The following is a 26,650-nucleotide window of genomic DNA, read 5'->3' as shown; positions in this document are numbered from 1 at the left end:
ACGGGTGAGTAGGTCTGCGAAAGTCCGTGTTTTCGGGGGTGTGAGGGTAAGTGGTTGTTCTCACGGTGATTTTTTTCAAAAAACTTTGAAAATAAGTTTGACAGCCTACCGATCCGGTCTTAATATGCGCCCCGTCCACACAGCAACACGCAACACTGACTGTTTGGGGCTATAGCTCAGCTGGGAGAGCGCTTGCATGGCATGCAAGAGGTCAACGGTTCGATCCCGTTTAGCTCCACCAAATTTACAGTTCAATGCTTGGCCACACCGGCATTGAATCGATCAGCACTCAGCGCTGATCAGTTAGAAGGTTTATGTCCCCTTCGTCTAGTGGCCTAGGACACCGCCCTTTCACGGCGGTAACAGGGGTTCGAGTCCCCTAGGGGACGCCAGTTTCACAGAAGCAGCATTTCGATGTTGCTCCGCCGCCAGGCGATAAATCGGGGCTATAGCTCAGCTGGGAGAGCGCTTGCATGGCATGCAAGAGGTCAACGGTTCGATCCCGTTTAGCTCCACCAATTTACAGTTCAATGCCGGGCCACACTGGCATTGAATCGATCAGCACTCAGCGCTGATCACTGTTAGAAGGGTTTGTGTCCCCTTCGTCTAGTGGCCTAGGACACCGCCCTTTCACGGCGGTAACAGGGGTTCGAGTCCCCTAGGGGACGCCACGATTACCCGCTCTGCGGGATTTTAAAGGGTCATTCAATTATTGAATGGCCCTTTTGTTTGTCTGGTGCTTTTTGAAGCAGCTGCATGCGGTAAGCTTCAAGCTTCAAGCGTGCAGACAAACACATGCCGCTTGTAGCTTATGGCTTGCAGCTTGCAGCTTGCAGCTTGCAGCTTGCAGCTGCATCCAGCTACCTCGGAGACGGCTCATGTCGTGGGATCTACCAACACCATTCATCATTGATCTGCAAGTGCAGGCCGAGGACATTGACGGATTTGGTCATGCCAATAACGCCGCTTATGTGGTCTGGCTTGAGCGTTGCGCCTGGCGTCACTCGCAGCGCCTGGGGCTTGATCTGACCGAGTATCGGCGACTGGATCGCGCCATGGCCGTGGCCCGCCATGAGATCGACTACCTCGCCAGCGCCTATGAGGGCGATGAGTTGCAGCTGGCCACCTGGATTGTTGAGTGCGATGGTCGCTTGCGCATGACCCGTCACTTTCAGTTGATTCGCCCCCGCGACGCTAAAACCTTGCTGCGGGCACAAACCACGTTTGTTTGCATCGAATTGTCCAGCGGCAAGGCCAAGCGCTTACCGGCCGAGTTTCTGGAAGGCTACGGGCCGGCTGTCGTAGGTCGCTGACCCGAGCAAGTCGCTGATTCCGAATCGCGGCAGAACCCCGTAAACTGCCGCATGTTTTTTATGAGAGTCCCCATGCAAATTGCCTTGGCGCCGATGGAAGGGTTGGTCGATAACATCCTGCGTGATGTGTTGACCCGCACCGGTGGTATTGATTGGTGCGTGACCGAATTTATTCGCGTCACCGAGCGGCTGCTGCCTGAAGCCTATATTCACAAGTTTGCCCCTGAGTTGCAGCACGGTGCCAAAACCCGTGCCGGTGTGCCGCTGCGCGTACAGTTGCTGGGTTCCGATCCGGCGTGTCTGGCCGATAACGCAGCGCTGGCCTGCCAGTTGGGCAGCGAGGTGATCGACCTCAATTTCGGCTGCCCGGCCAAAACGGTGAATAAATCCCGCGGCGGTGCGGTGTTGCTCAAAGAGCCGGAATTGCTTCACGCCATCTTGCTGCAAGTGCGCCGCACCGTGCCTGCGCATATTCCGGTCACGGCAAAGATGCGTCTGGGCTTCGACACGCCTGACAGCGCTAATGAATGTGCGATTGCCCTTGCCGAAGGCGGTGCCAGCCAGATCGTGGTGCATGCGCGAACCAAGATGGATGGCTACAAGCCCCCTGCGCATTGGGAGTACATCGCCCAAGTGCAGGACGCGGTCAAAGTGCCGGTATTTGCCAACGGCGACATCTGGTCGGTTGAAGATTGGCGCCGTTGCCGCGAAATCAGTGGGGCCGAAGACATCATGCTGGGTCGTGGTCTGGTGACGCGCCCCGATCTGGCTCGCCAGATTGCGGCGGCACGTGCCGGTGAAGAGGTGGTGCCGATGACGTGGGCCGATTTGCAGCCCATGATTCGTGATTTCTGGGCCCAGGCCGAGGCGCAATTGACCCCGCGCTCAGCGCCGGGCCGTCTCAAGCAGTGGCTGGCGATGTTGACCCGCAACTACCCCGAAGCGGTGGTGTTGTTCAATGCCATGCGCCGTGAAACCGACTGCGAAAAAGTCCGTCATATGGTCAACAATCCGCCCCAGGACGCTGCCTGAGGCGGGCAAAAAAAAATTAAAAAAAATTGAAAAAAAACCCTTGAAATGGATTGGGTGGTCCCTATTTAGGGGTTAAGCGATGCCGAAACCGGGTCGCAGAAACAAAATCTCGCTGAAATCAGGAGGCTAAATTATGAGCAACGCATTTTCCATGGCGCCACTGTTCCGTAATTCTGTCGGCTTTGACCGTTTTAGTGACTTGTTTGAAACCGCGCTTCGCAATGATTCGAGCGGTGGGTACCCACCTTACAACGTTGAAAAACGCGGTGAAGACAGCTATCGCATCGTCGTAGCCACCGCAGGCTTCCAGCAAGAAGATCTGGACCTGCAAGTAGAGAAAGGTGTGCTGACCGTGAGCGGCAGCAAACGCGAAACCAGCAGTGAAGAAGGCGTGACCTTCTTGCATCAGGGCATTGCGCAACGGGCATTCAAACTGTCCTTCCGCCTCGATGACCACATCGAGATCAAAGGCGCAAACCTGAGCAACGGCTTGCTGAGCATTGACTTGCAGAGGGTCGTGCCAGAAGAAGCGAAAGCAAAACGCATTCCTATCAATGGGGGTCAACAAGCCACTCTGGAAAACTGATCTGAGTGAGCGTCTGACAGGAACCCCGTCCTTGGGCGGGGTTCTCTTCCATAGGGCGAAGGGAGCTGACTGAACTGCAAGCGCTTGTTTCAAGAGAGGTTAACGCTGTTTTTTCTCAACTACTCTTTTGACATTGGCCTGAACACAGCGGTGTTCGGGGTTATCTCAGGAGTCTCAAATGAAAAACAAGCGTGCTCGCGATTCAGTCACTGGTCTGTTTATTCCGTTGGAAGAAGCAAAGCGCAGGCCGAGAGAAACCACCGTCGAAACGGTTAAGAAGGTCCCCTCCAAGCCTGTGAAATCATAAAGAGCAGCACGCAGGCATCTGTTTTGATCCCTCTCCCCAAAGCGGGTGCCTGCTTTTATATTTCGCCTCCCTTATTCATCACTTACCTGCTTCGTGGCGGGATTTCAGGTTCTTGTCCGCTTTATAGCGCAGGGCCACATCGGGCACGCTGCCGCTTTTTCCTGTTTCTACCCAATTACGAATACGCCCGGCATCAGCAAAGTGGGTGTATTTGCCAAACGCATCAAGAATGACCAGCGATACCGGGCGGTTGCCCATTTCGGTAACCAGTACCAGGCAGTGGCCTGCCTGATTGGTAAAGCCGGTTTTGGTGATCTTGATGTTCCACTTGTCTTTGTTGACCAAGTGATCGGTATTACGAAAACCCAGCGTGTAGTTAGGTTTACGGAACGCCACGGTTTTTTCTTTGGTGGTGCTCAACTGGCTCAGCATCGGGTATTTGCGCGCCGCAGATAGCAGCTTGCTCAAGTCCCGCGCCGTGGACACGTTGTGCATCGACAGGCCGGTCGGTTCGACGTAATGCGTATTCATCATGCCCAGGCTTTTTGCCTTGGCATTCATCGCGGCAATAAATGCGACATAACCACCGGGGTAGTGGTGGGCGAGGCTCGCGGCGGCGCGGTTTTCCGAAGACATCAAAGTGATCAGCATCATTTCATGACGCGACAGCTCGCTGCCCAGTTTGACGCGGGAAAACACGCCCTTCATTTCCGGTGTGTCGCTGATATTGACCGAAATGTACTCGTCCATCGACTGCTTGGCATCCAGCACCACCATGGCCGTCATTAACTTGCTGACGGAAGCAATGGGGACGACGACGTCGGGGTTGCTGGCAAAAATGACTTTATTGGTTTGCAGGTCAACCAGCATGGCGCTGCCAGAAGCAATGTGCAGTTGTGAGGTATCGCGTGGCGCTAATGTGCTTTCAGTCGCTGCGGCAACTGAAGAAGCGGCGGTGCCTGTCAGAACTAGAATCAGGCTCAACATAGAAAGATAAATTTTCACGCAGTTTGACTCAAAAAGGGTGGGTGAGTGCTGCGACCCGAAGGTTGATTTACACATCGGGTTACATTTGCCGAGTATGGACCAAGATTGTTTGAAATTCCTGTATTTGCGGGGGTTTACACGATGTATTTGATGTAAATAATCTTTTTTTGGGCGTTAGGTCGATGGCTGTTTCTCGCGCAGACCGCGGCGCGGTAGAAGGGTAGCAGTTTGAACCTGAGCGCTAACTGAACGGTCGTGCAGCACTCAGTGCCTGGCAATTGTGTAAAATGCCGGCCCTTTGAATTGACCGGCCAGCCCGATGACTCCTGAAGCGCTAAGCACTCTTAACCAGCATTTATCGATCGCTCTGGAAGCTGCGCCCGCAGAAACGCGGCGCTTGTTCCATGGGCGTGGGCGGTGCTGGCCGGGGCTAGAGCAATTGACGGTGGACTGGCTGCAAGGCGTGGTATTGGTTTCGCTGTTCAAGGAGCCTGAACCTGAACAGCTTGACGCGCTAAAGCAGTTGTTGCTGAATCTTGCCCAGCAGCCTGTGTGGCAGGCCAGCGGCGCGCATACGCTGGTATTGCAGCATCGCTATACCCTGCAAAGTGACACCGAATGGCTGGTGGGGGAGGCGATTGATGAATGGACGCTGACCGAAGGGGGTTTGCGGTATTGCGTCGACCTGGGCCGCAAGCAGAACAACGGTTTGTTTCTGGACATGCGCTATGGCCGCGACTGGGTGCGGCAACATGCCGAGGGCAAGCGGGTCTTGAATTTGTTTGCCTACACCTGCGGTTTTTCGGTCGCGGCCATCGAAGGGGGCGCGCAGCATGTGGTCAACCTCGATATGTCCCGCGCCGCGCTGAGCCGGGGTCGGGATAACCACCGGCTCAATGGGCATGACATGAGCAAGGTGAGCTTTCTTGGGCATGATCTGTTCAAGTCCTGGGGCAAGGTCAAAAGCATGGGGCCGTATGATCTGGTGATCATTGATCCGCCGTCCTTTCAGAAAGGCAGCTTTTTGTTGACCAAGGATTACCAGCGCGTGGTGCGCCGCTTGCCGGAACTGCTGACTGACAACGGAACAGTGCTGGCCTGCATGAATGATCCGGCCTTGGGGTCGGACTTCCTGATTGAAGGCGTCACGGTGGATGCACCTGCCTTGAGGTTTGTTCAACGTCTGGACAACCCGCCGGAATTTCCTGATGCCGATGCTGAATGCGGTTTGAAGGCACTGGTATTCAAACAGGGTATTTGACAGGCAAAAAAAAGCCCGCGGGGGAGGGTGCGGGCGAAGGGTTCATTAAATGAGCAACCCGAATATAGCGTGCGTTACCTGCAAAGACTGTGAAACAAATTTCATGCGCGTGTAGCCGCTGCTAAAGGCTTTTTGCCCATGCGCAGGGCTACACGAATCGAGTGTTACTTGGTGCGTGACGACTCGAACAGGAACCAGACGCGCTCTTCAGCTTCGTCGATCCAGTTTTCCAGCAGGCTGGTGGTGGCAACGTCGCCCAACTCCGAGCACATGTCGTGGGTTTCACGCATGTAGCCGGCCAGCTGGATATTGTCTTCGCGCAGCTCTGCCAGCATGTCTTCTGGGGTTACAAATTCGGCGTCGTTGTCCAGCAGGCGCTGGAGTCGTTTGATATGGCCGATCGAACGAATGGTGGTGCGACCCAGCTTGCGCACGCGCTCGGCAATGGCATCGGTCGTGGCGTAAATCTGGTCGGCTTGTTCGTCCAGTAGCAGGTGGAAGTCACGGAAATGCGGGCCGGACATGTGCCAGTGGAAGTTTTTGGTTTTGATGTAAATGGCAAAGGTGTCTGCCAGTAGAGCATTCACTTCAGCCGCAATGTTGATGCAGGCTTCTTCGCTCAGCGCCGTAGGTGTCCGCAGATCGGCCTTTCTGCTTTCCTTGGCGGATTTCAGGTCTTTCATGGTGGTTCCTCGTGATGGCTGTGAATGAAAACAGGTGGGGTATGCCCGCTGACTAAAGACTACGATCAGTTTTCCGTCAAACCTGTCAGACCGCTGCACCTCAGCGGTTACACTCATCGACTCGTTGAATAACCCGATCGTTCAAGACTTTTTTAGCTCGAGCTGCGACCCTTTGACGCTGCTGACTGTCCGGATGCATTTAGATGCCTACTACTGTTCCTCGCATTGCATTTACCCGCGGTGCGATTGCCTGTCTTCCTTTAACGTTGGCGTGCGCGCCCTGGGGCTTGCTTGCAGGCTCGACGGCGATTGATGCCCAACTGACCCCGATGCAAAGTCAGGGCTTGTCCTTGTTCGTGTTTGCCGGCGCTGCCCAACTGGTGGCCATTGGCATGATCAAGGGCGGTGCCAGTGTGATTTCGATTTTGGTGACCACGCTGCTGTTGACCTCGCAACACCTGTTGTACGCCATGCACCTGCGCCCGCTGGTGGCGCCTATGCCTGGCAAGTGGCGTTTTGGCCTGGGTTTTTTGCTGACTGACGAGTTCTTTGCGCTGGTCAGCCCGTTTGACCGCCAGACCTTTAATCGCTGGTACGCGCTGGGCGTGGGACTGTGCATGTACGTAGGCTGGAATATCTTCACCCTGCTAGGCGTAGTGCTGGGCAAAAGCATTCCGGGGCTGGATCAGTTGGGGCTTGAGTTCTCGATTGCGGCGACCTTTATTGCGCTGATTACCCCAATAGTGCGCAACCTTCCCACCGTCGTGTGCGTGGCGGTTTCACTGCTGTGCGTGGTGCTGTTCAGTCATTGGCAGTGGGAATCGGCCATTGTGCTCGCGGGCCTTGCGGGCATGTGCGCGGGTTATGTGTGCAAGCGCGTGGGAGGGTACTTGGCATGATCTGGGTGATTATTGGCGGGATGACGTTGATTCTGTTTTTCAACCGCTACCTGTTTCTGGAGCCGCGTTTGCCGATTCGCCTGAATCGAGGGGTCAAGGAGTTCCTGGGGTTTGCGGTGCCGGGAATGCTGACGGCGATTTGTGGGCCGATCATTTTTATCAAGGATCACACCCTGAATCTCAGTCCCGCTAATCCTTACCTGCTGGCCGGGCTGTGCGCGATAGGGCTGATGCTCTGGAGTCGCAACGTGCTGCTCAGTGTCGTGTTAAGTGTGGCGTTGTTTTACCTGTTTCGCTGGTGGCTATGACCTCGGCGGCAGCGCGGGTAGAGAAGGGGCCACTGACGGTAACGCCGTCGATAACCACGTACCAGCAGGCGAGCAGACCGTCAGCCCTGAGTGGGGCGGGAACGGCACTGCCAATGACTGACATCACATGAACGTTGGGCATACACACCTCCGACTAATTGAGCTTAGCTTACGGCCGTGGCCGCCCTTCAAAAAATCATTGCGGGTGATAGTCGCCATTGATGTCAGTGGGGTGATCCTTAGTCGACCACTTGATCGAGCATGTGCATGACGTCCTCTTCGCTCAACAGGCCCTGATGGACAAGATGCTGGGCCAGCAGCGACACCATTTTTGCGGTGCGGTGGCCTTCAAGCTGCTTGAGTTCTGTCAGGGTGTTGTAGACCTTGTTGGAGGTGCACAAGCCGACAATGCGGTGCGGGTTTTGGGTTGGCATACCAGGCGTCCTTGTTTTTATAGCGTCTCGTGGTCTGAGTACATGCCGCTGCATGGCGTTACTTTATGCCGCAATTGCAGCGGGTTAGCAGATTCACAAGCGACTTTCATGCCAGTTTTTTGGGCCTTTGCCCTTAACCCGCGTGCCGATTACCAGCGAGGCGGGCCGTAATAGCCCCGTGGCGGGCCGTAATACACTGGCTGCGGCCGACCGTAATGACCTTGATAGTAGACCGGCTGCGGAGCCTGTACATACACCGGCTGTGGCTGGTAATACACGGGTGGAGCCTGCACATAGACCGGTTGCGGCTGAACATAGACGGGTTGTTGTTGCACATACACCGGACGTTCTTGCTGGCCGGCAATCACCGAGCCGATGACGGCAGCACCCACCACTGCGCCTACGATGGCCGGGCCGGCACCCCAGCCGCCATGGGCTGAAGCCGGGCCTGTGACAGCCAATGCGCCAATAAGTAAAGCGACTGCGGGGAGAGAACGCATCATGACGATTCCTCGAACTTCAGCACGGCCCGCATAAAGCGTGCGGGGATAACCATCAGACAGCGGTTTCGAAAAAACTGCGAAGCCCGTGAGTAAATTTTGTGTAAGGTCTTGCGGGGGCTGACACGTTTAAGCGCAGCGCCTCACGTTTCAGTCAAACCTATCATTAGAAAACATTCAGCAAGGAGATGGGCATGCAAATGAATCCGGACAAAGACACCCGGTTGTGCATATCGCTGTCAGGTCGACCGGGCAACTTTGGACTGCGTTTTCATAATCATCTGTACGAGCAACTAGGCCTCAATTTTTACTACAAGGCCTTTACCACCAAGGATCTGACGGGCGCCGTGACCGGCATCAGAGCGTTGGGGATTCGCGGGTGCGGCGTGTCCATGCCGTTCAAGGAAGCCTGCATCGCGCTGGTGGATGAGCTGGATGCGTCAGCGCAGGCGATTGCGTCGATCAACACCATCGTCAATACCGACGGGCACCTTAAGGCCTATAACACCGATTACATCGCCATCGCGCAATTGCTTGAGACCCATCAGGTTCCTAAAGACACGACCTTTGCTCTGCTGGGCAGCGGTGGCATGGCCAAGGCCGTAGCGAGCGCCTTGCGCGATGGCGGTTATCACAACGGCCTCGTGGTTGCACGCAATCAGGGGACCGGTACGGCGCTGGCGACAAGTTGCGGCTACACGTGGCAAGTGCAATTGGGCGCACACAGGCCGCAAATGCTGATCAATGTGTCGCCGGTGGGGATGGCGGGCGGGGCCGAAGCAGATGATTTGGCCTTTGAGGAAGATGCGGTGGACGGTGCCGAGATTGTCTTCGACGTGGTGGCCATTCCTGTCGAAACACCCTTGATCAAACGTGGGCGTGCGCAGGGTAAGCAGGTGATCACCGGGCTGGAAGTGATCGCGATTCAGGCGCTGGAGCAGTTTGTGCTGTACACCGGCGTTCGCCCCACCCCTGAGCAGTTTCAGGCGGCTGTGGCCTTTGCTCGCAGCTGACAAGGTGGCGGGCGAGTCACCTCGCCCGTTTGCGGGTTTACTCCAGCTCTGCCAAGCGCGCTTCCAGCGCGGCAATGCGCGCCTCCAGCGCTTCAAAACGCTCCAGCGAAACCCCAGCACTGCTGCTGCGTTCGGCGGGTTGCTGACGGGCAGCCATCAAGGTGTCGATGTCGGCCGGGTCGCCCAGTGCATGCATGTAGCGATCTTCGCGCTGGCCGCTCTGGCGTGGCACCAGTAGTGCCAGATCGCGCGCTATCAAGCGTTCGAGCTGGTGCTGCACTTGCTCAGTGTCTTCAAAGTCGTGCATGCGCGAACTGCGGGTCAAAAGCTCGTTGAGGGTTTGTGGGCCGCGCAGAAACAGCAGGCCCAGCAGGATCACTTGGGCGGGCACCAGCTCCAGCGCCTTATCCACTCGATGTTCCCAGCGGTCTGCCCGGCTGCCCATTACCAGACGGGTAAAGCCGCGGCCTTCCAGTGCGCGCAAGCTGTGCCCGACTTGCCCTTGGGTCAGGCTCATCACCGGTTCACGGCTGGTTTTCTGGTTGCACGCCAGTACCAGCGCATTGAGCGTCAGCGGGTAGGTTTCAGGGTTGGTGGCTTGTTTCTCGATCAGCGAGCCGAGAATGCGAATCTCGATGGCGTCGAGCCGGGGTTCGCTGTGGGCGTCGAGAAGGGTGCTGTCTGGGGATTGACTTGAAGGGGCTTCCATTTTTTCTTCTCCATTTTTAGCCAGCGGCCATTGTGGAGTTTTTTGTGCGCCAGAGCGACTGTCACGCACAGGAAAGACAACGCTCGTCGCAGCAGCCTCGCAGAGCTCGTCAGCTGCTACGAGGTTTTGGCGTGTTGTTTCAGCGGTTAACCAGCTTCGCCGGTAAGGCGATCACCAGCAGGCTGCTCAGCAGCAGGCAGAGCGCGAAGAACCACAGCGCGCCGTTGCCGCTGCCGGTGACGTCGATGGCAATACCCATCAACGAGTTGCTCACCAGTCCGGCAATATTGGCCAGTGAGCAGGCCAGGGCAAAGCCGGTGGCGGCCGCTCGGCCTTTGAGAAAGGTCGCCGGCAAGCTGAAAAACACCGGCACGGCGCCGATGATGGCCGCCGAAGCAATACCAAACAGCAACACCGTGGCAAACACGTTGTGGCTGAAAAAGGTGGTGCCAGCCATCGCAGCCGCGCCAATCAGAAACGGCACAATGATATGCCAGCGGCGTTCGCGGCGACGGTCAGAGCTGGCGCCGATCATCAGCATGCCAATCACGGCGGCGGCGCTGGGCAGGGCGGTCAGTACGCCGATATGGAAGTTGTCCGCCACCCCCGCATTGCGGATAAAGGTCGGCATCCAGAAGGCCATCGCGTAGGCGCTCAGCAGGATGGAAAAATCGATCCCGCCCAGCATCCAGACTTTCAGGTTGAAGAAACCGTCACGAAAGCTGTGTTTGCTGTGCTTGCCTTCGGCGTCGTCCAGGCGCAGCTCTGTTTCGAGCAGGGACTTTTCCTCGGGGCTCAACCATTTGACCGAGTGATGACTGTTGGGCAATGCCCAGAACGTCAAGATACCCAACAGTACGGTGGGCACCGCTTCAAGGATGAACAACCATTGCCAGCCGTGAAGGCCCGCCGTGTTGTCGAACGCGCCCATGATCCAGCCTGACAGCGGCCCACCTATAACGCTGGACAGGGGCATGCCGATCATAAACAGGGCGATGATGCGCCCGCGCCGATGGGTCGGAAACCAGGTGGTCAAGTAATACAGCACGCCCGGCAGAAAGCCCGCTTCTGCCGCGCCCAAGAGGAAGCGCACCACATAGAACTGGGTCGGGGTGGTGACGAGCATGGTGCAGGCCGACAACAGCCCCCAACTGATCATGATGCGGGCGATCCAGACTTTGGCCCCGACTTTTTCAAGGGCCAGGTTGCTCGGTACTTCGAACAGGATATAGCCCACAAAAAACAGGCCCGCACCCAGGCCGAACGCCGTTTCACTGAACTGCAAGTCGCCGAGCATTTGCAGCTTGGCAAAGCCGATGTTGATCCGGTCCAGATAAGAGGCCAGATAACAAAAGCAAAGAAAGGGAATGAGCTTCCAGGTGATCTTGCGATAAAGCACCTGTAACGGGTCTGCGACAGTGGTCGCAAGGGTTGTACCAGCATTTGCAGAGGGCATGTGTGTCTCCTGGCGGTGACGTATTGTTATGGGTGTAGCCGCGATCAGTGCTTTGGCAGGCTCGTACAGCGGCTTCCAAAGGCAGAGTCAGAAGACTGGGCAGGCCTCGAATCAGGCCCTTGCTCAGTAGTGGCGACCAGTGCTCTGTGGCCTGGTTCTGGGGCGGACTACCCTGTCCGCCGGTCAATCTATTGGCTAATTTTGAACTGTTTGATGGCCTCCTGCTTGCTGACAACGTCACCGTATTTATTGTCGATATCGAACAAATTGGCTTCATGGGGTGCGCTATGACGATCACCGACACATTCGCGCACAACGATGGTTCGAAAACCGTGTTGCACCGCATCCACCGCCGTGGCCCGGATGCAGCCGCTGGTCGAGCAACCGGCCAGCACCACGGTGTCGACCCCTTGAGCGTGCAACAGGGATGCCAGACTGGTGCCGAAAAACGAACTGGCGTATTGCTTGCTGATCACGACTTCGTCCGGGTTGGGCTGCACGGCCTCGCAAAAGGCGGCCAGTGGATTGCCCTCAACCATGTCTTTCATGACCGGGGCTTTTTTAACCCAGATGCCACCGTCGATAAAATGCCCCGGGTGATAGCGAATGTTGGTGTGCACCACCAGTATCTGCTGATCGCGGGCGCAAGCCAGCAGTTCGACGCTTTCGGCTACGGCACTGACGACGCCGGGAGCGAACAGAGGCGCGCCCTCAAGGGTGTAGCCCTGCATAAAGTCGATCATCAGCAACGCCGATTTTTTTCCGAAACCGATTCGTTGGCCCCATACGCCCTGATAGTTGGCGTCGGCACTCAGTTCTTCAGACATGTTCAGCTCCTATTGATACGCGCCTGAAAGTAATGCCCCGGCACCCGGAACAATCGGCTCCAGATTGAGGGCCTTAAGCATGGCGTAAGTGGTGGCGATGGCAGCGGTCAGTACGGGCTTGCCGGTTTGCGCTTCAACGTGCGGCACCACGGGCAGCGACTGCATTTGCACGCAGGCCGACAGCACAATGACGTCCACGCCTTCAAGGTTCATGCCGTTGACAATACCGGGCAGGTTGGCCGGGTCATGCTGGGCCACTTGCAGGTTGTCGGGTATCTCCAGTGCACGCCAGTCCACCACCTCGAAGCCTTCCTCGCGGATGTAATCCACCACCAATTCGGTCAGCGGCTTCATATAGGGCGCGACAATAGCGATCTTTTTCGCGCCCATCACTTTCAATGCGTCAATGAGAGCGCCCGCGCTGGTGATCACGGGGGCGTTGCCGTCATTTTCAGCCGTGGCCCGAGTCAGGCGCTGCTCGGATTGACGGTGGTACCCCAAGCCCATCGCCATGATTGCCACCAGACAGGCGTAACCCAATACGTCGACTCGGGCGTCGGACAGTTCGATGGCGCAGCGGTCGGATTCACCGTCCATGGCGGCCAGTTCTTCTTTGCGCACCTGTTTCATGCGCATGCGGCTGGAGTGAAAGGTAAAGCGCTCGGGGCGGATCAACTGGCGCGCCGTCAGCATCGCCGGAATCTCGGTTTCCATGGTGGTGTTGGAGCTCGGCACAATCTGGCCGATACGGTAAGGCTTGATCACGGGTAACTCCTTTGAGGGTGGGCGAGGAAGGCGATGCAGGCAGTCAGGAAGCCTTCAAGGTCATCCCACGGGATCATGTGCCCGGCGTTTTCGACGCGTGCGATCTGAATGCGCGGTTGCAGGTCAAGTATTTCGGCCTCGTCTTCGGGCTGAATCACGCCGCCACGCCCGGCCACCATCAACAGTGTCGGCACACTGAGTGCGGGCAGGTCTTGATGAAAGTCCACGTTATGGAAGTCGTTGAAGGCGCGAACAATGGCGGGTTCATAACAGGTGTGCAGCCATTCGGCGCGCAGTTGCAATTGCTCCAGCGTCCAGGTCGGACAGAAGGCGCGCATGGCCTGTGCGTCCATGCCTTGTTCGGCAAGGCGGATCGAGTCCACGTACCACGGCAGTTTGCTGGGGTACTCGCGCCGCCCCGGCCCGGACACGGGCGGATCGATCAGTACCAGGCTTTTCACGCCTGCGGGGTGCTGCGCGGCACTGCGCACGGCAAAGCGCGCGCCCATCGAGTGACCGGCCAAGTGGTAGTGGTCAAAGCCCATGGCTTGAGCAAACGCGTTGATGTCGTCGGCACAGGTATCGCTGCTGTAATCAAGTTCAGGCCCGCTGGAAGACAACCCGCGACCGCGCACATCCAGCACGTAAGTGTCGAATTGCGCCCCCAAACGCTCAGCGACAAACCCCCAGGTAATCGCCGGGCTGGTGATGCCGGGTATCAGCAGCAGAACCGGTTTGCTGCCGTTTTGCTGGCCCCCGTAGCGCAAGTAGTGTTGACGAATGCCATTGGCTTGAACGTTGCCGCCCTCTATAAACGTGCTCATGCGACCACTTCCGATTCAAGCGCGTGGCTGTAGATGTCGTAGCCATAGACCCAGGCCGGATCTTCCTGGGTGCGCAGCCAGGTGTTGGCATTGGAGACGGCTTGTACCCGCGAGGCGCGGTTTTTGCGGTTGGCTTCATACAGGTTGAAAGCGGTGCGGTAGTCGCTCAGCCCGGTTTCCTCCAGGCAGCGGGTGAGCATGGCGGCATCTTCAATGGCCATGCCGGCGCCTTGGGCCATGTGCGGCTTCATCGGGTGGCAAGCATCCCCCAGCAGTACCAGTCGGCCACGGCTCCACAGCGGCAACGGGTTGCGATTGAGCAACGGCCATTTAGTGACACTTTCGCTGGAGTGGATCAGGGCCTGAACGGTCGGGTTGTAACCCTGGAAGGCGTCAAACATTTCTTCGCGACTGCTGTCGACGAAATTGCCCTGAAAATCCCAGGCGGCGTGAGGAACGCCGGTGACGTAGTAGTACTCATCGCGCTTGGCGGTGGTGTGGTAGACCATCATGTGGCGGTCTTCGCTCCACCACTTCACGCAGTTCTCGAAGTTCAGGTTGTAGCGGGTCAGGTCTTCGCTGCGAATCAGGGCGCGGTGGGCGACCCAGCCGCTGTACAGCGGTTTTTCTGCGCCGAGCAATTCTTCACGAATTTTCGAATTGATGCCGTCCGCACCGATGACAATATCGGCTTGGGTGCGGGTGCCGTCGCTGAAGAACAGGTTGACGTGGGTGTCGGTTTCTTCGAGGCGGGTCAGGCATTTGTTGAAGTGAGTGGTGCCGGGGGCGATGGTCGACATTTGCAGTGCGTGCAGGTCACCCCGGTGCACGGTGATGTAGGCCGCACCGTATTCCTTGCGGGCAAACTCACCCAGCGGGATGCGCGACAGGTAGTCGCCGCTGGCGCCGTCCCGGCTGAACCAGAAGTCAGGGTGCGAGCCCATCTCGCTGAGCTGTTGCTCAATGCCCATACGGCGAAAAATCTTCATGATGTTGGGGCCCATGTGAATCCCCGCACCGATGCGGGAAAACGCCGGGGCCTGCTCATAAACATCGACCTGGAATCCAGCTTTCTGCAGCAGCGTGGCGGCGGCAGCACCGCCCAGGCCGGCGCCGACGATGGCGATTTTCTGTTGTGTGGGCATGCAAGGCTTCCTTTTATTCTGAAAATGACTGGCGCTAGGCGTTCGGCTTCGTCCAGATATTTACAGTGTATACGCTATATATTTTTATTCTGTATAGTCCTTTTTATCAAAATAAACTTGAGCGCTGAGACAAGTATTCGCCTGATTTAGCCTTTATTCATTGAGATTTAAGGTGATTTTGAGTGTTTAAACGAACGGCAAAAATAATCTACGCTCAATTTAAAATAGCGTGTACGCTCTAGTTTCGAGAGGTTGCCGCCTTGCTTCATTTTTGTGGAGCGAGCGAGGGTGTTGCCTGTATGCAGCCAGTCTATTGAGAGGATGAGTGAATGCCGGTAAGCGACTGCGAGTTGACTCAAATGTTTGAGCACGTGTTGTCACTGTCAAAAGTGGATGCGACCCAAAGTGTTGCAGTGCTCAAGAGCCACTATTCCAACCCGCGCACTGTGCGGGCGGCGATGGAGGCCGCTCAGCGGCTGGGGGCCAAGGTGTATGCCGTGGAACTGCCATCGTTCAACCATCCTATGGCCATGGGCAATGACATGACCGCCTACTGTGGCGATACGGCACTGACGGGCAACATTGCCGCCCAGCGCGCGCTGGAAGCGGCTGACCTGATTGTGGACACCATGATGCTGCTGCATTCCCCAGAGCAGGAGCAGATTCTCAAAACGGGCACGCGCATCTTGCTGGCGGTTGAACCGCCGGAAGTGCTGGCGCGCATGTTGCCCACCCTGGCGGACAAGGCCCGTGTGCTGGCGGCTGAAAAGCTGCTCAAGCAAGCGCGCTCGATGCACGTGCGCTCTAGGGCGGGCAGTGATTTCAAGGCGTTGCTGGGGCAGTACCCGGCGGTGACTGAATATGGTTTTGCCGATGAGCCGGGCCGTTGGGATCATTGGCCCAGCGGTTTTCTGTTCTCCTGGCCCAACGAAGAGACCGCCCAGGGCGTGCTGGTGATCGACGTGGGCGACATTGTGCTGCCGTTCAAAAACTACTCGCGTGAGCAAATTACTCTGGAAATCGACAAGGGGTTTATTACCGCTATTCACGGGGGCTTCGAAGCCGAATACCTGAGTGATTACCTGAAATATTTCAATGACCCCGAGGTGTATGGCATCTCCCACATTGGTTGGGGCTTGCAGCCGCGTGCGCAATGGACCGCCATGGGGTTGCACGACAAAAATGATGGCATGTGCATGGACGCACGGGCATTTGAAGGTAATTTTCTGTTTTCAACCGGGCCCAATACCGAAGTGGGGGGTACTCGCAAAACGCCGTGTCACCTCGATATTCCGCTGCGTCATTGCGATGTGTATCTGGATGACGTGGCCGTGGTCACGGGCGGGGTGGTTAACGAGATGCCAATGCCGCGACCGCAAATCTCGTAGCAGCTGACGAGCTTTGCGAGGCTGCGTTCGACGATGCAATCGTCGCAAGATCTATGCGCGCGATGTATCTGAATTCCCAAGCCCGGGCTTTGTATCTGCCTGACGTTTGGGCTTGAGCGGTTTCACGACGGCTGCGCCGCCGAACGCAGCCTCGCAGAGCTCGTCAGCTGCTACGCACTATGTGTAGGAGCCTGCGCAGGTTAAGGTCACACCCCATTTCCCAACAGACATGCAACCTGAGAGCCTCATGAATTACGATTTTTCCGAGCAGGTGGGCCATTTATTGCGCAAAGCCTACCAGCGCCATATGGCCATATTTCAGCAAAATATTGGTAATTCACAATTGACCGCCGTGCAGTTCATTACCCTCTGTGCAGTCCACAATCATGGCCCCAGCTCGTTAAGTGAGCTGATCAAAGCCACTGCGGTCGACCAGGCCACGATTCGTGGCATTGTCGAGCGCTTGCAGGCACGCAATCTGATCAGTCTGGCGCCTGCCGAACACGACAAACGCAAAGTGATCGTCAGCCTCACTCGGGAAGGTGAGCAATTGGTGCGCGAAACTCAGCCCCATGCACTGCAAGTGAGCGAACTGACGATGGCCAATCTCAATCCGGCTGAGCGGGTCGCCATGCTGTATCTACTGCGAAAAATGGTCGACGACAGTAGCGAATAAGCTGACTGACTGCCCTGGCATCGTTCTTGCTCCCGGTTTGATTAAGTAGTTACTTCATCAAACCGATGAACCTCTTTTATCTGCGCGTGCAGCGCTTTGGTCCGCCCGTTTCATGAAGTAAACACTTAATAAGATCCGCTCAACACAGTGCGGACATTGCTACTTGGGGAAGCCTTGAATGAGCGATCAAACCCTTGCGCCGCTGAAAACGGTAACACTTGACGTCAACGGCCAGCGCGTCGTCGTCAGCGCGATGGCCGATACACCGCTATTGCTGATATTGCGCAACGATTTGCTACTCAATGGCCCTAAATACGGCTGTGGTCTGGGCGAGTGCGGGGCGTGCACTGTGATCATCGACGGGGTGGCCGCCCGTTCTTGTGTCTTCCCGCTATCAGGTGCCGAGGGCCGAAGCATTACCACCCTTGAAGGTATTGGCAGTCGCGAGCGGCTGCACCCGGTGCAGCAAGCCTTTATCGATGAGCAGGCCGCGCAATGCGGCTATTGCATGAACGGCATGATCATGACGGCCAAGGCGCTGCTTGATCGCAATCCCCATCCCAGCGAAGAGCAGGTGCTGAACGAGCTGTCAGCCAACCTCTGCCGTTGCGGCACCCATATCGAAATTGTTCGAGCGGTCATGCGTGCCGCCCGTCAAAAGCCTTGAACGGATAATGACTATGACCCTTACCACGCTCACCCGTGATCAGTTGTTGGCCAAGTCTGGCGTTTTGCTGGTGGTGGATCAGATTCAACCACCTTCCGGGCCGGTTGCTAAAGGCGGCGTGCCGGAGCTCAAGCCCAAGGAGCAGGCGCTATTCATTGCGGTCAACGATGACGGTCAGGTGTATGGCTTTAATGGCCACGTCGATCTGGGCACAGGGATCCGCACTTCACTGGCGCAAATCGTCGCGGAGGAGCTGGATCTGGCGCTGGAGCAGGTGTGCATGGTGCTGGGCGACACGGACAATGCACCCAATCAGGGCGCAACCATCGCCAGTGCAACACTGCAAATCACCGCCGTGCCTTTGCGCAATGCGGCAGCTGAAGCACGCCGTTTTCTGCTGGCCCGGGCGGCCCGGGTGTGGGGTGTCGAAGCGCAGTCATTGCAGATTGAAAACGGCGTGGTCAACAACAGCGATGGCCGTCACCTGAGCTTTGCCGAACTGGTCGCAGGCGAACGCCATGTGGTGAGTATCACCGGCGATGCGCCGCTCAAGGCGGTGCAGGATTATCGGCTGGTGGGCCAATCCTCGGCGCGGGTAGACATTCCCGCCAAAGCCACTGGCGAGTTGACCTACGTGCACGACATGCGTCTGCCCGACATGCTCCACGGGCGGGTGATTCGCCCGCCCTATGCCGGGCTGGACAGTGGCGACTTTGTCGGTAAAAGCTTGTTGCACGTGGACGAATCATCCATTGCGCATATTCCCGGCGTGGTCAAAGTGGTGGTGATCGGCGACTTTGTGGGCGTGGTGGCGCTGCGTGAAGAGCAGGCTATAAAAGCCGCACAGGCGCTCACGGTGACGTGGAAACCCTGGAATCAAAAACTCCCCGACATGACGGATGTCGAGCAGGCTATTCGTGACAACCCGCGTATCCAGCGTGTTGTTCTGGACAAGGGCAATGTGCAGCAGGCATTGGAGCAGGCCACTGAACGAATGCCTCGCAGCTACCTGTGGCCTTATCAGATTCACGGTTCCATCGGCCCGTCCTGCGGGCTGGCGGACTATCAGCCCGAGCACATACGCGTGTGGTCGGGCACGCAAAACCCGCACTTGTTGCGCGCTGACCTGGCCTGGCTGCTGGAGTACCCGGAAGCACAGATCGAAATTATTCGCATGGAAGCGGCAGGATGTTATGGGCGCAACTGTGCCGATGACGTGTGTGCCGATGCGGTGCTGTTGTCCCGTGCTGTGGGCTTGCCTGTGCGGGTGCAACTGACCCGTGAACAGGAGCATGTGTGGGAGCCCAAAGGTTCGGCGCAACTGATGGAAGTGGATGGCGGTCTCAATGCCGAGGGTGGCGTTGCGGGCTATGACTTCCAGACCAGTTATCCCTCCAATGGCGCGCCGACCCTGGCCTTGCTGCTGACCGGGCGGGTCGAGCCGGTGGCGGCGATGTTTGAAATGGGCGATCGGACGTCGATTCCGCCCTATGACTTTGAACACATGCGCGTCACCATCAACGACATGGCGCCCATGGTACGGGCGTCGTGGATGCGCGGTGTGTCGGCGTTGCCCAACACCTTTGCCCACGAATCCTATATCGATGAGCTGGCATTTGCCGCCAAGGTCGATCCGGTCGAATACCGCTTGCGCTATTTACACGATGAGCGCGCCTCGGAACTGGTCAAGGCCACGGCTGCGCGTGCCGGTTGGCAAGCACGCACTGAACCGAAGCAAACACCCGGCCAAGACACTATCTTGCGCGGTCGGGGCTTCGCGTATGCGCGCTATATCCACAGTAAATTCCCCGGCTTTGGCGCGGCGTGGGCAGCGTGGGTGGCGGATGTGGCGGTCGACCGGGTCAGCGGCGAAGTCTCGGTGACCCGGGTGGTGATCGGCCATGACGCCGGCATGATGGTGAATCCGGCGGGGGTGCAGCATCAGATCCATGGCAATGTCATTCAGGCCACCAGTCGTGTGTTGAAAGAGCGCGTGACGTTTGAAGAGTCGACGGTCAGCAGCAAGGAGTGGGGCGCTTATCCCATTTTGACCTTCAAGCAAGTGCCGAAGATCGATGTGATGATGATGCCGCGTCAGCAGGAGCCGCCGATGGGCGCCGGGGAATCAGCCGGTGTGCCCAGTGCGGCAGCCATTGCCAACGCCATTTTCGACGCAACCGGCATTCGTTTTCGCGAGTTGCCGATTACCCCCGAGCGGGTATTAGCGGCGCTTAAACAATCGGAAGGTGAAGCCGCTCCAGCGCCTGATGCGGTCAAGCCCAAGCGTTCAAAATGGTGGTTTGCACCTGTGGTGGCGGGGTTCGGTGCGTTGATCGGGATGGCGGCTACGGCGTTGCCGTGGCGGGCGGAAATCGCCCCCATTGCGCCACCGGCGCTCGGCACCTGGTCGGCCGCAACGCTGGAGCGCGGGCGTTTGCTGGCGGCGGTGGGGGACTGCGCGGTGTGCCACACCACGCCGGGCGGCGTCACCAATGCGGGCGGGCTGGCGATGCAAACGCCTTTCGGCACGCTGTACAGCACCAACATCACACCCGATCCGGAAACAGGCATTGGCAAGTGGTCATACACGGCGTTCGAGCGGGCCATGCGCGAGGGCATCAGTCGGGACGGAAAACATCTCTATCCGGCTTTTCCATACACGTCGTTCAGAAATATCGACGATGCCGACATGCAGGCCCTGTATGCCTACTTGATGTCACAAGACCCGGTGAGTCAGCCAGCCAAGGCTAACGACATGCAATTCCCGTTCAACCTGCGGCCGCTGATGGCGGGTTGGAATGCGATTTTTCTGCGCTCTGGGGAGGTCAAGGCGCAACCGCAGCGCAGCGCGCAATGGAATCGCGGATCGTATCTGGTCAACGGGTTGGGCCACTGCGCGGCCTGCCATTCGCCGCGCAATTTCATGGGCGCGGCAAAGGGCGGTCAGGCATTTTTGGCTGGCGGTACGGTGGATGGTTGGGAGGCGCCAGCGCTGAACGGGTTGTCCAAAGCGCCAACGCCCTGGACCGAGGATCAACTGTTTACCTACCTGAGCACAGGTTATTCCGATGCTCACGGTGTGGCCGCTGGACCGATGGGGCCGGTGGTCACTGAGCTGGCCAAGCTGCCCGATACCGATCGCCGGGCGATGGCGGTTTACCTGGCGTCGCTTACTGATCAGGCTCAGGCCGAGCCGGTCGAGACCCCGCAAGCAGCGCAGGCGAGTGCGCAAGCCGTGTCGCTAAGCAACGGCCAGCGAGTGTTCGAGGGGGCGTGTCAGGCCTGTCACGCCGACGGGGCCGGGCCAACGCTGTTTGGGGTCAGCCCGTCTCTGGCCAATAACAGCAATGTGCACAGCGCGCTGCCTGACAACCTGCTCAACGTCATCATGCAAGGCATCCCGGTTCCGGCAACGGCGGACCTGGGATATATGCCCGCCTTCAAGGACAGTCTGTCGAATCGCCAGCTCAGTGAGCTGGCAGCTTATCTGCGTCAGCGATTCGCCTCGACCGAACCCGCGTGGCAAGGGTTGGAACAACGGGTTGCGCACCTGCGGGCCAACCCCGGCACTCACTGATCTGCGGTGTCAATTGGCAGCGCCATGACCCCGCGTATCACCAGATCGCTGATAAAGGCCAGCCAGTCCTGCTGCTGGCCCGGCTCGGCGAGGTTCTGACCCAGAAATGAGGAGAGCGTGTGCTGGTTGGAGTTATAGAAGTAGCACAGCGAGGCGATCATCAAGTAGACGTGATTGATGTCGATGTCCTGACGAAAAAGGCCTTGCTGCTGACCTGCCTCGATAATGGGCTGGATCACCCCGACGGTGGTCGCCGACAACCGGCTCAGCTCGCGTGATTGCTTGGCGTGCTTGCCTTTGTGCAGGTTTTCGATGGTTAGAATGGCCACGAACTCGGGGTGAGTCACGTAGTAATCCCAAAAGAATCCCACCTGTTGGCGCAAGGCTTCCACCGGTTTGCTCAGGTCTGGGCGGCGCACGCTTTCGGCTTGATTGAAGGCTTCATAAGTGTGTTCCAGCACGTGAACAAACAGATTTTCCTTGCTGGCGAAATAGTAATAAATCATCCGGTCGTTGGACTCGGCTTCTTTGGAAATTTGCTCGATGCGCCCACCGGCGTAGCCGTCTCGGGCGAACACGGTGATGGCGGCTTTGAGAATGCGCGCCTTGGTCTGATCGGCCTGATGAGCCCGTACACCGGTTTTTTTGTTCACGCTGTTGTCCTTCACGATTACGCGTAGCGCGGTGGATGGCGGAAAAAACTGCCGTCGATGGTACGGCAATTCACTGTAAACGTTGGGAGCCGCGCGATGAGGGACCTATAGGGCGTACTCGATGCACTGGACGAGGCCGACAGTAACAAGGTCAAGATGGTACTGGCTACCGAGGTTAAAGTTGAAGGCTCAGCTTATCGCCGGCCCGGCGCACGGTGGGTGATACCGCGTTTGGGGCGAGGGCAGACGTCAGGCGAGCGGGGGATTAATGAAAGAAGAGAGGATGAGAGGAGGGCGGCGCCCCAGAAGTCCGAATGCATGTCTATAATCGCCGCACATTCCATTCCTGCCCACAGACTGTCGAGACCTTTATGACTATCTCTCTGTACGCTGCTTCTGTTCCTGTGTTCAAGCAAATGCTCAACGCCCTGAGCGGTGTGCTGACCAAGGCCGAAGCGCATGCGACGGCCAAAAACATCGAGCCGAGCGTGTTTCTGCAAGCGCGTTTGGCGCCGGACATGTTCCCGTTGGTGCGTCAGGTGCAAATCGCGGTTGATTTCGCCAAGGGTGTTTCGGGCCGTCTGGCTGAAATCGAACTGCCGAAGTACGACGACAGTGAAGTGACCTTTGCCGACCTGCAAGCGTTGATCAGCAAGGTGCTGACCTTTGTCGATGCAATCAAGCCCGAGCAAATCGACGGCAAGGAAGGCATCGAAATCATCACGCGTCAGGGCACACCAAAAGAAAAACGCTTCACGGGCCAGTCGTACTTGTTGACCTACGGCCTGCCGCAGTTCTTCTTCCACGTAACAACGGCCTACGCGATTCTGCGCCACAACGGCGTCGAAATCGGCAAGCGTGACTACATGGGTGCGTTCTGATTTAGTGCGCAATGGCGGGCGAAGTACGGCGTACCTCGCCCGCCGCTACACCCTTAGTTGCTTTCTTCTTTGGCCAGACAGGCCGCGGCCGTAAACAGAACGTCGGTGGACGAGTTGAGCGCAGTCTCGGCCGAGTCCTGCAAAATACCGATAATGAAACCCACCGCGACCACTTGCATGGCAATCTCGCTTGGGATGCCAAACAGGCTGCACGCCAGCGGGATCAACAGCAACGAACCTCCCGCTACACCCGATGCGCCACAGGCGCAAATAGCCGCCACCAGACTGAGCAAAATGGCGGTTGGAATATCGACTGGAATCCCTAATGTATGCACGGCCGCCAGGCTCAACACTGTAATGGTGATGGCTGCGCCGGCCATGTTGATGGTGGCACCCAACGGGATCGATACCGAGTAGGTGTCTTCATGCAGGCCCAAACGTTCGCTTAACGCCATGTTGACGGGAATGTTGGCGGCTGAACTGCGGGTAAAGAAGGCAGTAATCCCGCTTTCGCGCAGGCACAGAAACACCAGCGGGAAGGGGTTGCGACGCAACTTCCAGAACACGATGAGCGGGTTGACCACCAGCGCCACGAACAGCATGCAGCCAATCAGAACCATCAGCAGGTGCAGGTAACCGAGCAGGGCGCCGAAGCCTGAGCTGGCGAGGGTCGATGCGACCAGACCAAAAATGCCCACGGGTGCGAAGCGGATGATCACGCGCACGATCAAGGTGATGCCGTTGGACAGGTCATTGAGCACGGTGCGTGTGGTATCACCTGCATGACGAATGGCAATGCCGATACCGATCGCCCAGGCCAGAATGCCGATAAAGTTGGCGTTCATCAGTGCGCTGACCGGGTTGTCGACCACACTCAACAGCAGGCTCTGCAGCACTTCACCAATCCCGCCGGGGGCGGAAATAGTCACGTTTTCAGTGGCCAGCACCAGATGCGACGGGAACATCATGCTGGCGATCACTGCCACAACGGCAGCGGCAAAGGTGCCAAACAGGTAGAGCACCAGAATTGGCCTGATATGGGTTTCTTGGCCGTGTTTGTGGTTGGCAATTGAGGCCATGACCAGCACAAACACCAGAATGGGGGCCACGGCCTTCAGGGCGCTGACGAACAGTTTGCCGATAAAAGCCACCGACAGTGCTGCCGCCGGTGCCAGCCAGGCCAGAACAATGCCGGCGATCAAGCCGATCACGATCTGGGTAACCAGACTCATGCGTGTCAGCTTTTGCAGCAGGGTAGGGGCAACATCACTCATATGGGCATCTCTAGTTGTTTTGGATAGCGCATGGCAATACCTCAGGTGATCAGCAAAATGGGCAGGCTGATGCACGCAGATCCTAGGAAAAAACGTTTTGAGTAAAGCAGAGTCAGCGGCCGAGCATAGTCGTGTGCGCTGAGCGAGTCTGTGGGGCAACGTTCGTGTTTGGGTGCAGACTTTAACATAGTGGCGTAGGGGCATTCCTACGAGCGGTCAATCTGTCACACCTGCCTTAATCTTATCTGTAGCGCATGTTCTTGCGCTGAATCATTCTGTTACTATTGCACTTATCCATTCTTACATTCGTCAGCGAGCCCATTTTGGCACTCGCTGGCAGCGCCGTTTCTGGAGTTATTCATGCTGTTGCCCATCCTGCTGCTGTCTGCGGCCGGTTTTACCGTGCTCACCACAGAGTTCATCATCGTCGGCCTGCTGCCCGCGATTGCCCGCGACCTGGAGGTCAGCGTGCCCCAAGCGGGTTTGCTGGTTACATTGTTTGCCTTCACGGTGGCGGCATTGGGGCCGTTTCTGACGGCCTACTTCGCCCGCTTCCCGCGTAAGCGTCTGTTTATCGCGATTTTGCTGATGTTTGCGTTCGCCAATACGGTGGCCGCACTGGCCCCGAATATTTGGGTCATGGCCTTCGCGCGGTTGCTGCCGGCACTGGGTTTGCCGGTGTTCTGGGCTTTGGCCAGCGAAACGGCAGTCGACATCGTAGGCCCGGAGTATGCGGGACGGGCGATTGCCAAAATCGGTTTCGGTATTGTCTGCGCGACAGTCTTTGGTATTCCAGTGGGCACCTTGATTTCTGATGCGTGGGGCTGGCGCAGTGCGTTCGGTATTCTGGCCGTGGTCGCGCTGGCCAAGGCGCTGCTGTTGTGGGTGTATTTACCCGCCACTCAGGTGGTCAAAGAGCACGTGACCTTGCGCTCACAGTTCGGCCTGCTGCGCAGTCCGCTGATGATTGGCCATATCGTGCTGTCAGTGTTGGTGTTCAGTGGCATGTTTACGGCGTACACCTATCTGGCGGACATTCTTGAGCGGCTGGCGGGTTTCGACGGCAATGTGGTGGGGTGGTGCTTGATGGGCTTTGGTGCGGTTGGCCTGATCGGCAACTCGCTGGGCGGGCGCATGGTCGACCGTCACCCGCTCATCGCTTCGATGGTGTTTTGCGCTTTCCTGATTGGCGGGATGGTCGCGCTGGTGCCGAGCATTCATTCAACACTTGGGCTGGCGGCCGCGATGGCCGTATGGGGAATCACCCAGTCGGCCCTGTTTCTGGTTAGCCATGTTCGCCTGATGAAAGTCGCACCGCATGCGCCTGCTTTTGCGGCGTCGCTGAACATTGCCGGGGCCAACTTTGGCATTGGCCTGGGCGCGATGGTCGGCGGGCGCGTGATCGACAGCTACGGTTTGGGCAATCTGGGCTTCGCCGCTGCGGGCTTCATACTGGTGTCGATTGTGCTCGCGTTGTGGCTGATGGCGGCAAAACCTCACGCCGCCGCCTGCGCTTAATCCGTAAACAGCTCGCGTCGGGCACCTTCGGTAATCGCAATGATGCCGGGGTGCCTGATTTTACGCTCTACGGTGATGGCATAAAACGACTCGGTCACCGCTTCGGTCTGACCGATCAGTTCGACATTGAACTGGCGCATGACCTCTTCAGCAATCACGCTGGGGGCAATAAACACCCCGATCCCTGAATGCCCAAACGCCTGCATCAAGGCGCTGTCATCGAATTCGCCGACAATACGCGGCTGGATCTTTTGTTCAGCCAGCCAGCGCAGAAGGCGGCTGCGCAGTACGGTTTCCGGGCCAGGAATCAGCAGGGGAGCGCCTTGCAGGCTGAAAGGGAAATTCCGGGTATACAAGGCGGCCAACGCGCCTGTGGCAAAAAAGCTGATGCCGCATTCACCGAGCTTTTGGCTCAGGCCTTTTATATCGAGGTGAGAGGGCATCGGACTGTCGGAAATAACCAGGTCCAAACGTTGAATCGCCAAGTCTCCCAGTAGCCTGTCGAGCTTGTCTTCGCGGCAGGTGATACGAATGGGCTCATCCAGCGCCATCGTCGGCGCAATCAAGCGATAGACAATCGATTTGGGCACCACGTCAGCCACGCCGACCCGAAACAGGATCTGCTGCTCCTTGGGGGCCATGCGCAGCATGGTTTGCAGTTCGCTGCCGAGCTGGAAGATCTGCTCGGCGTATGGCAGCACCTGACGCCCGGTTTCCGTCAGTTCGAGCTGACGTCCAACACGACGAAACAGCGGCAGACCGTAGGTCTCTTCCAGCAAGCTGATTTGCCCGCTGATGGTTTGCGGCGTGAGGTTCAATTGTTCGCAGGCGCGGACAATGCTGCCGGTCTTGGCAACGACCCAAAAATAATGAAGTTGACGGTAATTGAGCATCGGGCGGACAACACTTCGTAAAAAACGAAGTATAGCCCCTGAAAATACGAATTTTCCTGAACTGTTTGCCTCTC

Annotated in this window: 29 protein-coding genes and 4 tRNA genes; 19 read left to right on the top strand and 14 right to left on the bottom strand. The window is 57.5% G+C overall.

Annotated features, from left to right (window positions below):
• Nucleotides 1–165 precede the first annotated feature (165 nt).
• The 8 genes from ACI7MX_RS14560 (at nt 166) to ACI7MX_RS14525 (ending at nt 3,238) form a co-directional block, all read left to right on the top strand.
• A tRNA-Ala gene (locus ACI7MX_RS14560) sits at nt 166–241 on the top strand.
• Nucleotides 242–316: 75 nt separating this feature from the next.
• Nucleotides 317–392 (top strand) — tRNA-Glu (locus ACI7MX_RS14555).
• A 50-nt stretch (nt 393–442) separates the two neighbouring features.
• A tRNA-Ala gene (locus tag ACI7MX_RS14550) sits at nt 443–518 on the top strand.
• A 77-nt stretch (nt 519–595) separates the two neighbouring features.
• Nucleotides 596–671: transfer RNA gene (locus tag ACI7MX_RS14545), tRNA-Glu, on the top strand.
• 207 nt (nt 672–878) lie between these two features.
• Entirely contained in the window at nt 879–1,313 is a 435-nt protein-coding gene (locus ACI7MX_RS14540) for an acyl-CoA thioesterase (protein ID WP_405589367.1), read from the top strand.
• A gap of 72 nt (nt 1,314–1,385) precedes the next feature.
• Nucleotides 1,386–2,345 (top strand): tRNA dihydrouridine synthase, encoded by a 960-nt coding sequence (locus ACI7MX_RS14535; protein ID WP_405589370.1) that lies wholly within the window; start codon nt 1,386–1,388, stop codon nt 2,343–2,345.
• Between the two features lie 133 nt (nt 2,346–2,478).
• On the top strand, nt 2,479–2,931 hold the full coding sequence (locus ACI7MX_RS14530; protein WP_314488356.1) for an Hsp20 family protein: 453 nt from the start codon (nt 2,479–2,481) through the stop codon (nt 2,929–2,931).
• A gap of 178 nt (nt 2,932–3,109) precedes the next feature.
• The gene (locus ACI7MX_RS14525) at nt 3,110–3,238 is read left to right on the top strand and encodes a hypothetical protein (RefSeq protein ID WP_314488353.1); all 129 of its coding nucleotides are present in this window, start codon (nt 3,110–3,112) and stop codon (nt 3,236–3,238) included.
• A 78-nt stretch (nt 3,239–3,316) separates the two neighbouring features.
• On the opposite strand, the gene pbpG is transcribed toward ACI7MX_RS14525, so the two are convergent.
• Nucleotides 3,317–4,243 (bottom strand): D-alanyl-D-alanine endopeptidase, encoded by a 927-nt coding sequence (gene pbpG, locus ACI7MX_RS14520; protein WP_405589374.1) that lies wholly within the window; start codon nt 4,241–4,243, stop codon nt 3,317–3,319.
• Between the two features lie 301 nt (nt 4,244–4,544).
• On the opposite strand from pbpG, the gene ACI7MX_RS14515 reads away from it, so the two are divergent.
• Complete coding sequence (locus ACI7MX_RS14515) at nt 4,545–5,486, top strand: class I SAM-dependent methyltransferase (RefSeq protein ID WP_405589377.1); 942 nt, start codon at nt 4,545–4,547, stop codon at nt 5,484–5,486.
• A 164-nt stretch (nt 5,487–5,650) separates the two neighbouring features.
• On the opposite strand, the gene ACI7MX_RS14510 is transcribed toward ACI7MX_RS14515, so the two are convergent.
• Entirely contained in the window at nt 5,651–6,169 is a 519-nt protein-coding gene (locus ACI7MX_RS14510) for a DNA starvation/stationary phase protection protein (RefSeq protein WP_314488345.1), read from the bottom strand.
• Between the two features lie 203 nt (nt 6,170–6,372).
• On the opposite strand from ACI7MX_RS14510, the gene ACI7MX_RS14505 reads away from it, so the two are divergent.
• Entirely contained in the window at nt 6,373–7,068 is a 696-nt protein-coding gene (locus ACI7MX_RS14505) for an AzlC family ABC transporter permease (RefSeq protein ID WP_314488342.1), read from the top strand.
• On the top strand, nt 7,065–7,376 hold the full coding sequence (locus tag ACI7MX_RS14500) for an AzlD domain-containing protein (RefSeq protein ID WP_314488340.1): 312 nt from the start codon (nt 7,065–7,067) through the stop codon (nt 7,374–7,376). The genes ACI7MX_RS14505 and ACI7MX_RS14500 overlap by 4 nt, the downstream gene beginning before the upstream one ends.
• Here the strand turns inward: ACI7MX_RS14500 and ACI7MX_RS14495 are convergent.
• From ACI7MX_RS14495 to ACI7MX_RS14485, 3 genes are all read right to left on the bottom strand, one after another.
• Nucleotides 7,324–7,518, bottom strand: a complete 195-nt coding sequence (locus ACI7MX_RS14495) for a hypothetical protein (protein ID WP_314488337.1) — start codon at nt 7,516–7,518, stop codon at nt 7,324–7,326. The two genes, ACI7MX_RS14500 and ACI7MX_RS14495, sit on opposite strands and share 53 nt — an antisense overlap.
• A gap of 97 nt (nt 7,519–7,615) precedes the next feature.
• Nucleotides 7,616–7,810 (bottom strand): hypothetical protein, encoded by a 195-nt coding sequence (locus ACI7MX_RS14490; protein WP_314488334.1) that lies wholly within the window; start codon nt 7,808–7,810, stop codon nt 7,616–7,618.
• A 149-nt stretch (nt 7,811–7,959) separates the two neighbouring features.
• Entirely contained in the window at nt 7,960–8,313 is a 354-nt protein-coding gene (locus tag ACI7MX_RS14485) for a hypothetical protein (protein ID WP_405589383.1), read from the bottom strand.
• Between the two features lie 191 nt (nt 8,314–8,504).
• On the opposite strand from ACI7MX_RS14485, the gene ACI7MX_RS14480 reads away from it, so the two are divergent.
• Nucleotides 8,505–9,323, top strand: coding sequence for a shikimate 5-dehydrogenase (locus ACI7MX_RS14480; protein ID WP_405589385.1), 819 nt, complete (start codon nt 8,505–8,507; stop codon nt 9,321–9,323).
• A gap of 37 nt (nt 9,324–9,360) precedes the next feature.
• Here ACI7MX_RS14480 and ACI7MX_RS14475 read toward each other — a convergent pair whose 3' ends face one another.
• The 6 genes from ACI7MX_RS14475 to ACI7MX_RS14450 all read right to left on the bottom strand — a co-directional run bounded on the left by ACI7MX_RS14475 (nt 9,361) and on the right by ACI7MX_RS14450 (nt 15,049).
• Nucleotides 9,361–10,032: a DUF480 domain-containing protein gene (locus ACI7MX_RS14475; protein WP_314488326.1), complete on the bottom strand. Its 672-nt coding sequence runs from the start codon at nt 10,030–10,032 to the stop codon at nt 9,361–9,363.
• 139 nt (nt 10,033–10,171) lie between these two features.
• A complete protein-coding gene (locus ACI7MX_RS14470; protein WP_405589388.1) occupies nt 10,172–11,488 on the bottom strand; it encodes an MFS transporter in 1,317 nt (438 codons plus the stop codon).
• A gap of 188 nt (nt 11,489–11,676) precedes the next feature.
• Nucleotides 11,677–12,315 (bottom strand): N-carbamoylsarcosine amidohydrolase, encoded by a 639-nt coding sequence (locus ACI7MX_RS14465; protein ID WP_405589391.1) that lies wholly within the window; start codon nt 12,313–12,315, stop codon nt 11,677–11,679.
• 9 nt (nt 12,316–12,324) lie between these two features.
• Nucleotides 12,325–13,080, bottom strand: a complete 756-nt coding sequence (locus ACI7MX_RS14460; RefSeq protein ID WP_405589394.1) for an Asp/Glu racemase — start codon at nt 13,078–13,080, stop codon at nt 12,325–12,327.
• Entirely contained in the window at nt 13,077–13,904 is an 828-nt protein-coding gene (locus ACI7MX_RS14455) for an alpha/beta hydrolase (RefSeq protein WP_314488317.1), read from the bottom strand. The genes ACI7MX_RS14460 and ACI7MX_RS14455 overlap by 4 nt, the downstream gene beginning before the upstream one ends.
• Nucleotides 13,901–15,049 (bottom strand): FAD-dependent monooxygenase, encoded by a 1,149-nt coding sequence (locus ACI7MX_RS14450; protein ID WP_314488314.1) that lies wholly within the window; start codon nt 15,047–15,049, stop codon nt 13,901–13,903. The genes ACI7MX_RS14455 and ACI7MX_RS14450 overlap by 4 nt, the downstream gene beginning before the upstream one ends.
• Nucleotides 15,050–15,378: 329 nt before the next feature.
• On the opposite strand from ACI7MX_RS14450, the gene ACI7MX_RS14445 reads away from it, so the two are divergent.
• The 4 genes from ACI7MX_RS14445 to ACI7MX_RS14430 all read left to right on the top strand — a co-directional run bounded on the left by ACI7MX_RS14445 (nt 15,379) and on the right by ACI7MX_RS14430 (nt 21,357).
• Nucleotides 15,379–16,437, top strand: a complete 1,059-nt coding sequence (locus ACI7MX_RS14445; protein ID WP_405589398.1) for a 2,5-dihydroxypyridine 5,6-dioxygenase — start codon at nt 15,379–15,381, stop codon at nt 16,435–16,437.
• 247 nt (nt 16,438–16,684) lie between these two features.
• Entirely contained in the window at nt 16,685–17,113 is a 429-nt protein-coding gene (locus tag ACI7MX_RS14440; RefSeq protein WP_314488308.1) for a MarR family winged helix-turn-helix transcriptional regulator, read from the top strand.
• 178 nt (nt 17,114–17,291) lie between these two features.
• On the top strand, nt 17,292–17,780 hold the full coding sequence (locus ACI7MX_RS14435) for a 2Fe-2S iron-sulfur cluster-binding protein (RefSeq protein ID WP_314488305.1): 489 nt from the start codon (nt 17,292–17,294) through the stop codon (nt 17,778–17,780).
• A gap of 13 nt (nt 17,781–17,793) precedes the next feature.
• Entirely contained in the window at nt 17,794–21,357 is a 3,564-nt protein-coding gene (locus ACI7MX_RS14430; RefSeq protein ID WP_314488368.1) for a molybdopterin cofactor-binding domain-containing protein, read from the top strand.
• On the opposite strand, the gene ACI7MX_RS14425 is transcribed toward ACI7MX_RS14430, so the two are convergent.
• The gene (locus ACI7MX_RS14425; RefSeq protein WP_314488300.1) at nt 21,351–22,010 is read right to left on the bottom strand and encodes a TetR/AcrR family transcriptional regulator; all 660 of its coding nucleotides are present in this window, start codon (nt 22,008–22,010) and stop codon (nt 21,351–21,353) included. The genes ACI7MX_RS14430 and ACI7MX_RS14425 overlap by 7 nt on opposite strands.
• A 156-nt stretch (nt 22,011–22,166) precedes the next feature.
• Here ACI7MX_RS14425 and ACI7MX_RS14420 point away from each other — a divergent pair, with 156 nt between their 5' ends.
• Both ACI7MX_RS14420 and ACI7MX_RS14415 read left to right on the top strand, forming a co-directional pair.
• Nucleotides 22,167–22,385, top strand: a complete 219-nt coding sequence (locus ACI7MX_RS14420) for an XdhC family protein (protein ID WP_405589403.1) — start codon at nt 22,167–22,169, stop codon at nt 22,383–22,385.
• Nucleotides 22,382–22,891 carry a DUF1993 domain-containing protein gene (locus ACI7MX_RS14415; RefSeq protein WP_314488297.1) on the top strand — a complete coding sequence of 170 codons (510 nt, stop codon included), beginning with the start codon at nt 22,382–22,384 and terminating at the stop codon, nt 22,889–22,891. Before ACI7MX_RS14420 ends, ACI7MX_RS14415 begins: the two co-directional genes overlap by 4 nt.
• A gap of 53 nt (nt 22,892–22,944) precedes the next feature.
• On the opposite strand, the gene sstT is transcribed toward ACI7MX_RS14415, so the two are convergent.
• Nucleotides 22,945–24,165: a serine/threonine transporter SstT gene (gene sstT, locus ACI7MX_RS14410; RefSeq protein WP_314488293.1), complete on the bottom strand. Its 1,221-nt coding sequence runs from the start codon at nt 24,163–24,165 to the stop codon at nt 22,945–22,947.
• Nucleotides 24,166–24,525: 360 nt separating this feature from the next.
• Between sstT and ACI7MX_RS14405 the strand changes: the two genes are divergently transcribed.
• Nucleotides 24,526–25,683, top strand: a complete 1,158-nt coding sequence (locus ACI7MX_RS14405; protein WP_405589406.1) for an MFS transporter — start codon at nt 24,526–24,528, stop codon at nt 25,681–25,683.
• On the opposite strand, the gene nhaR is transcribed toward ACI7MX_RS14405, so the two are convergent.
• Complete coding sequence (gene nhaR / locus ACI7MX_RS14400) at nt 25,680–26,576, bottom strand: transcriptional activator NhaR (protein WP_314488287.1); 897 nt, start codon at nt 26,574–26,576, stop codon at nt 25,680–25,682. The genes ACI7MX_RS14405 and nhaR overlap by 4 nt on opposite strands.
• Nucleotides 26,577–26,650 lie beyond the last annotated feature (74 nt).

Origin of the sequence: Pseudomonas sp. 2024-210 (assembly GCF_045062345.1) — a bacterium.
In the GTDB taxonomy this organism is placed as follows: domain Bacteria; phylum Pseudomonadota; class Gammaproteobacteria; order Pseudomonadales; family Pseudomonadaceae; genus Aquipseudomonas.
Note: the sequence above shows the minus strand (reverse complement) of the source record. Positions and strands in the feature narration are given on the sequence as shown.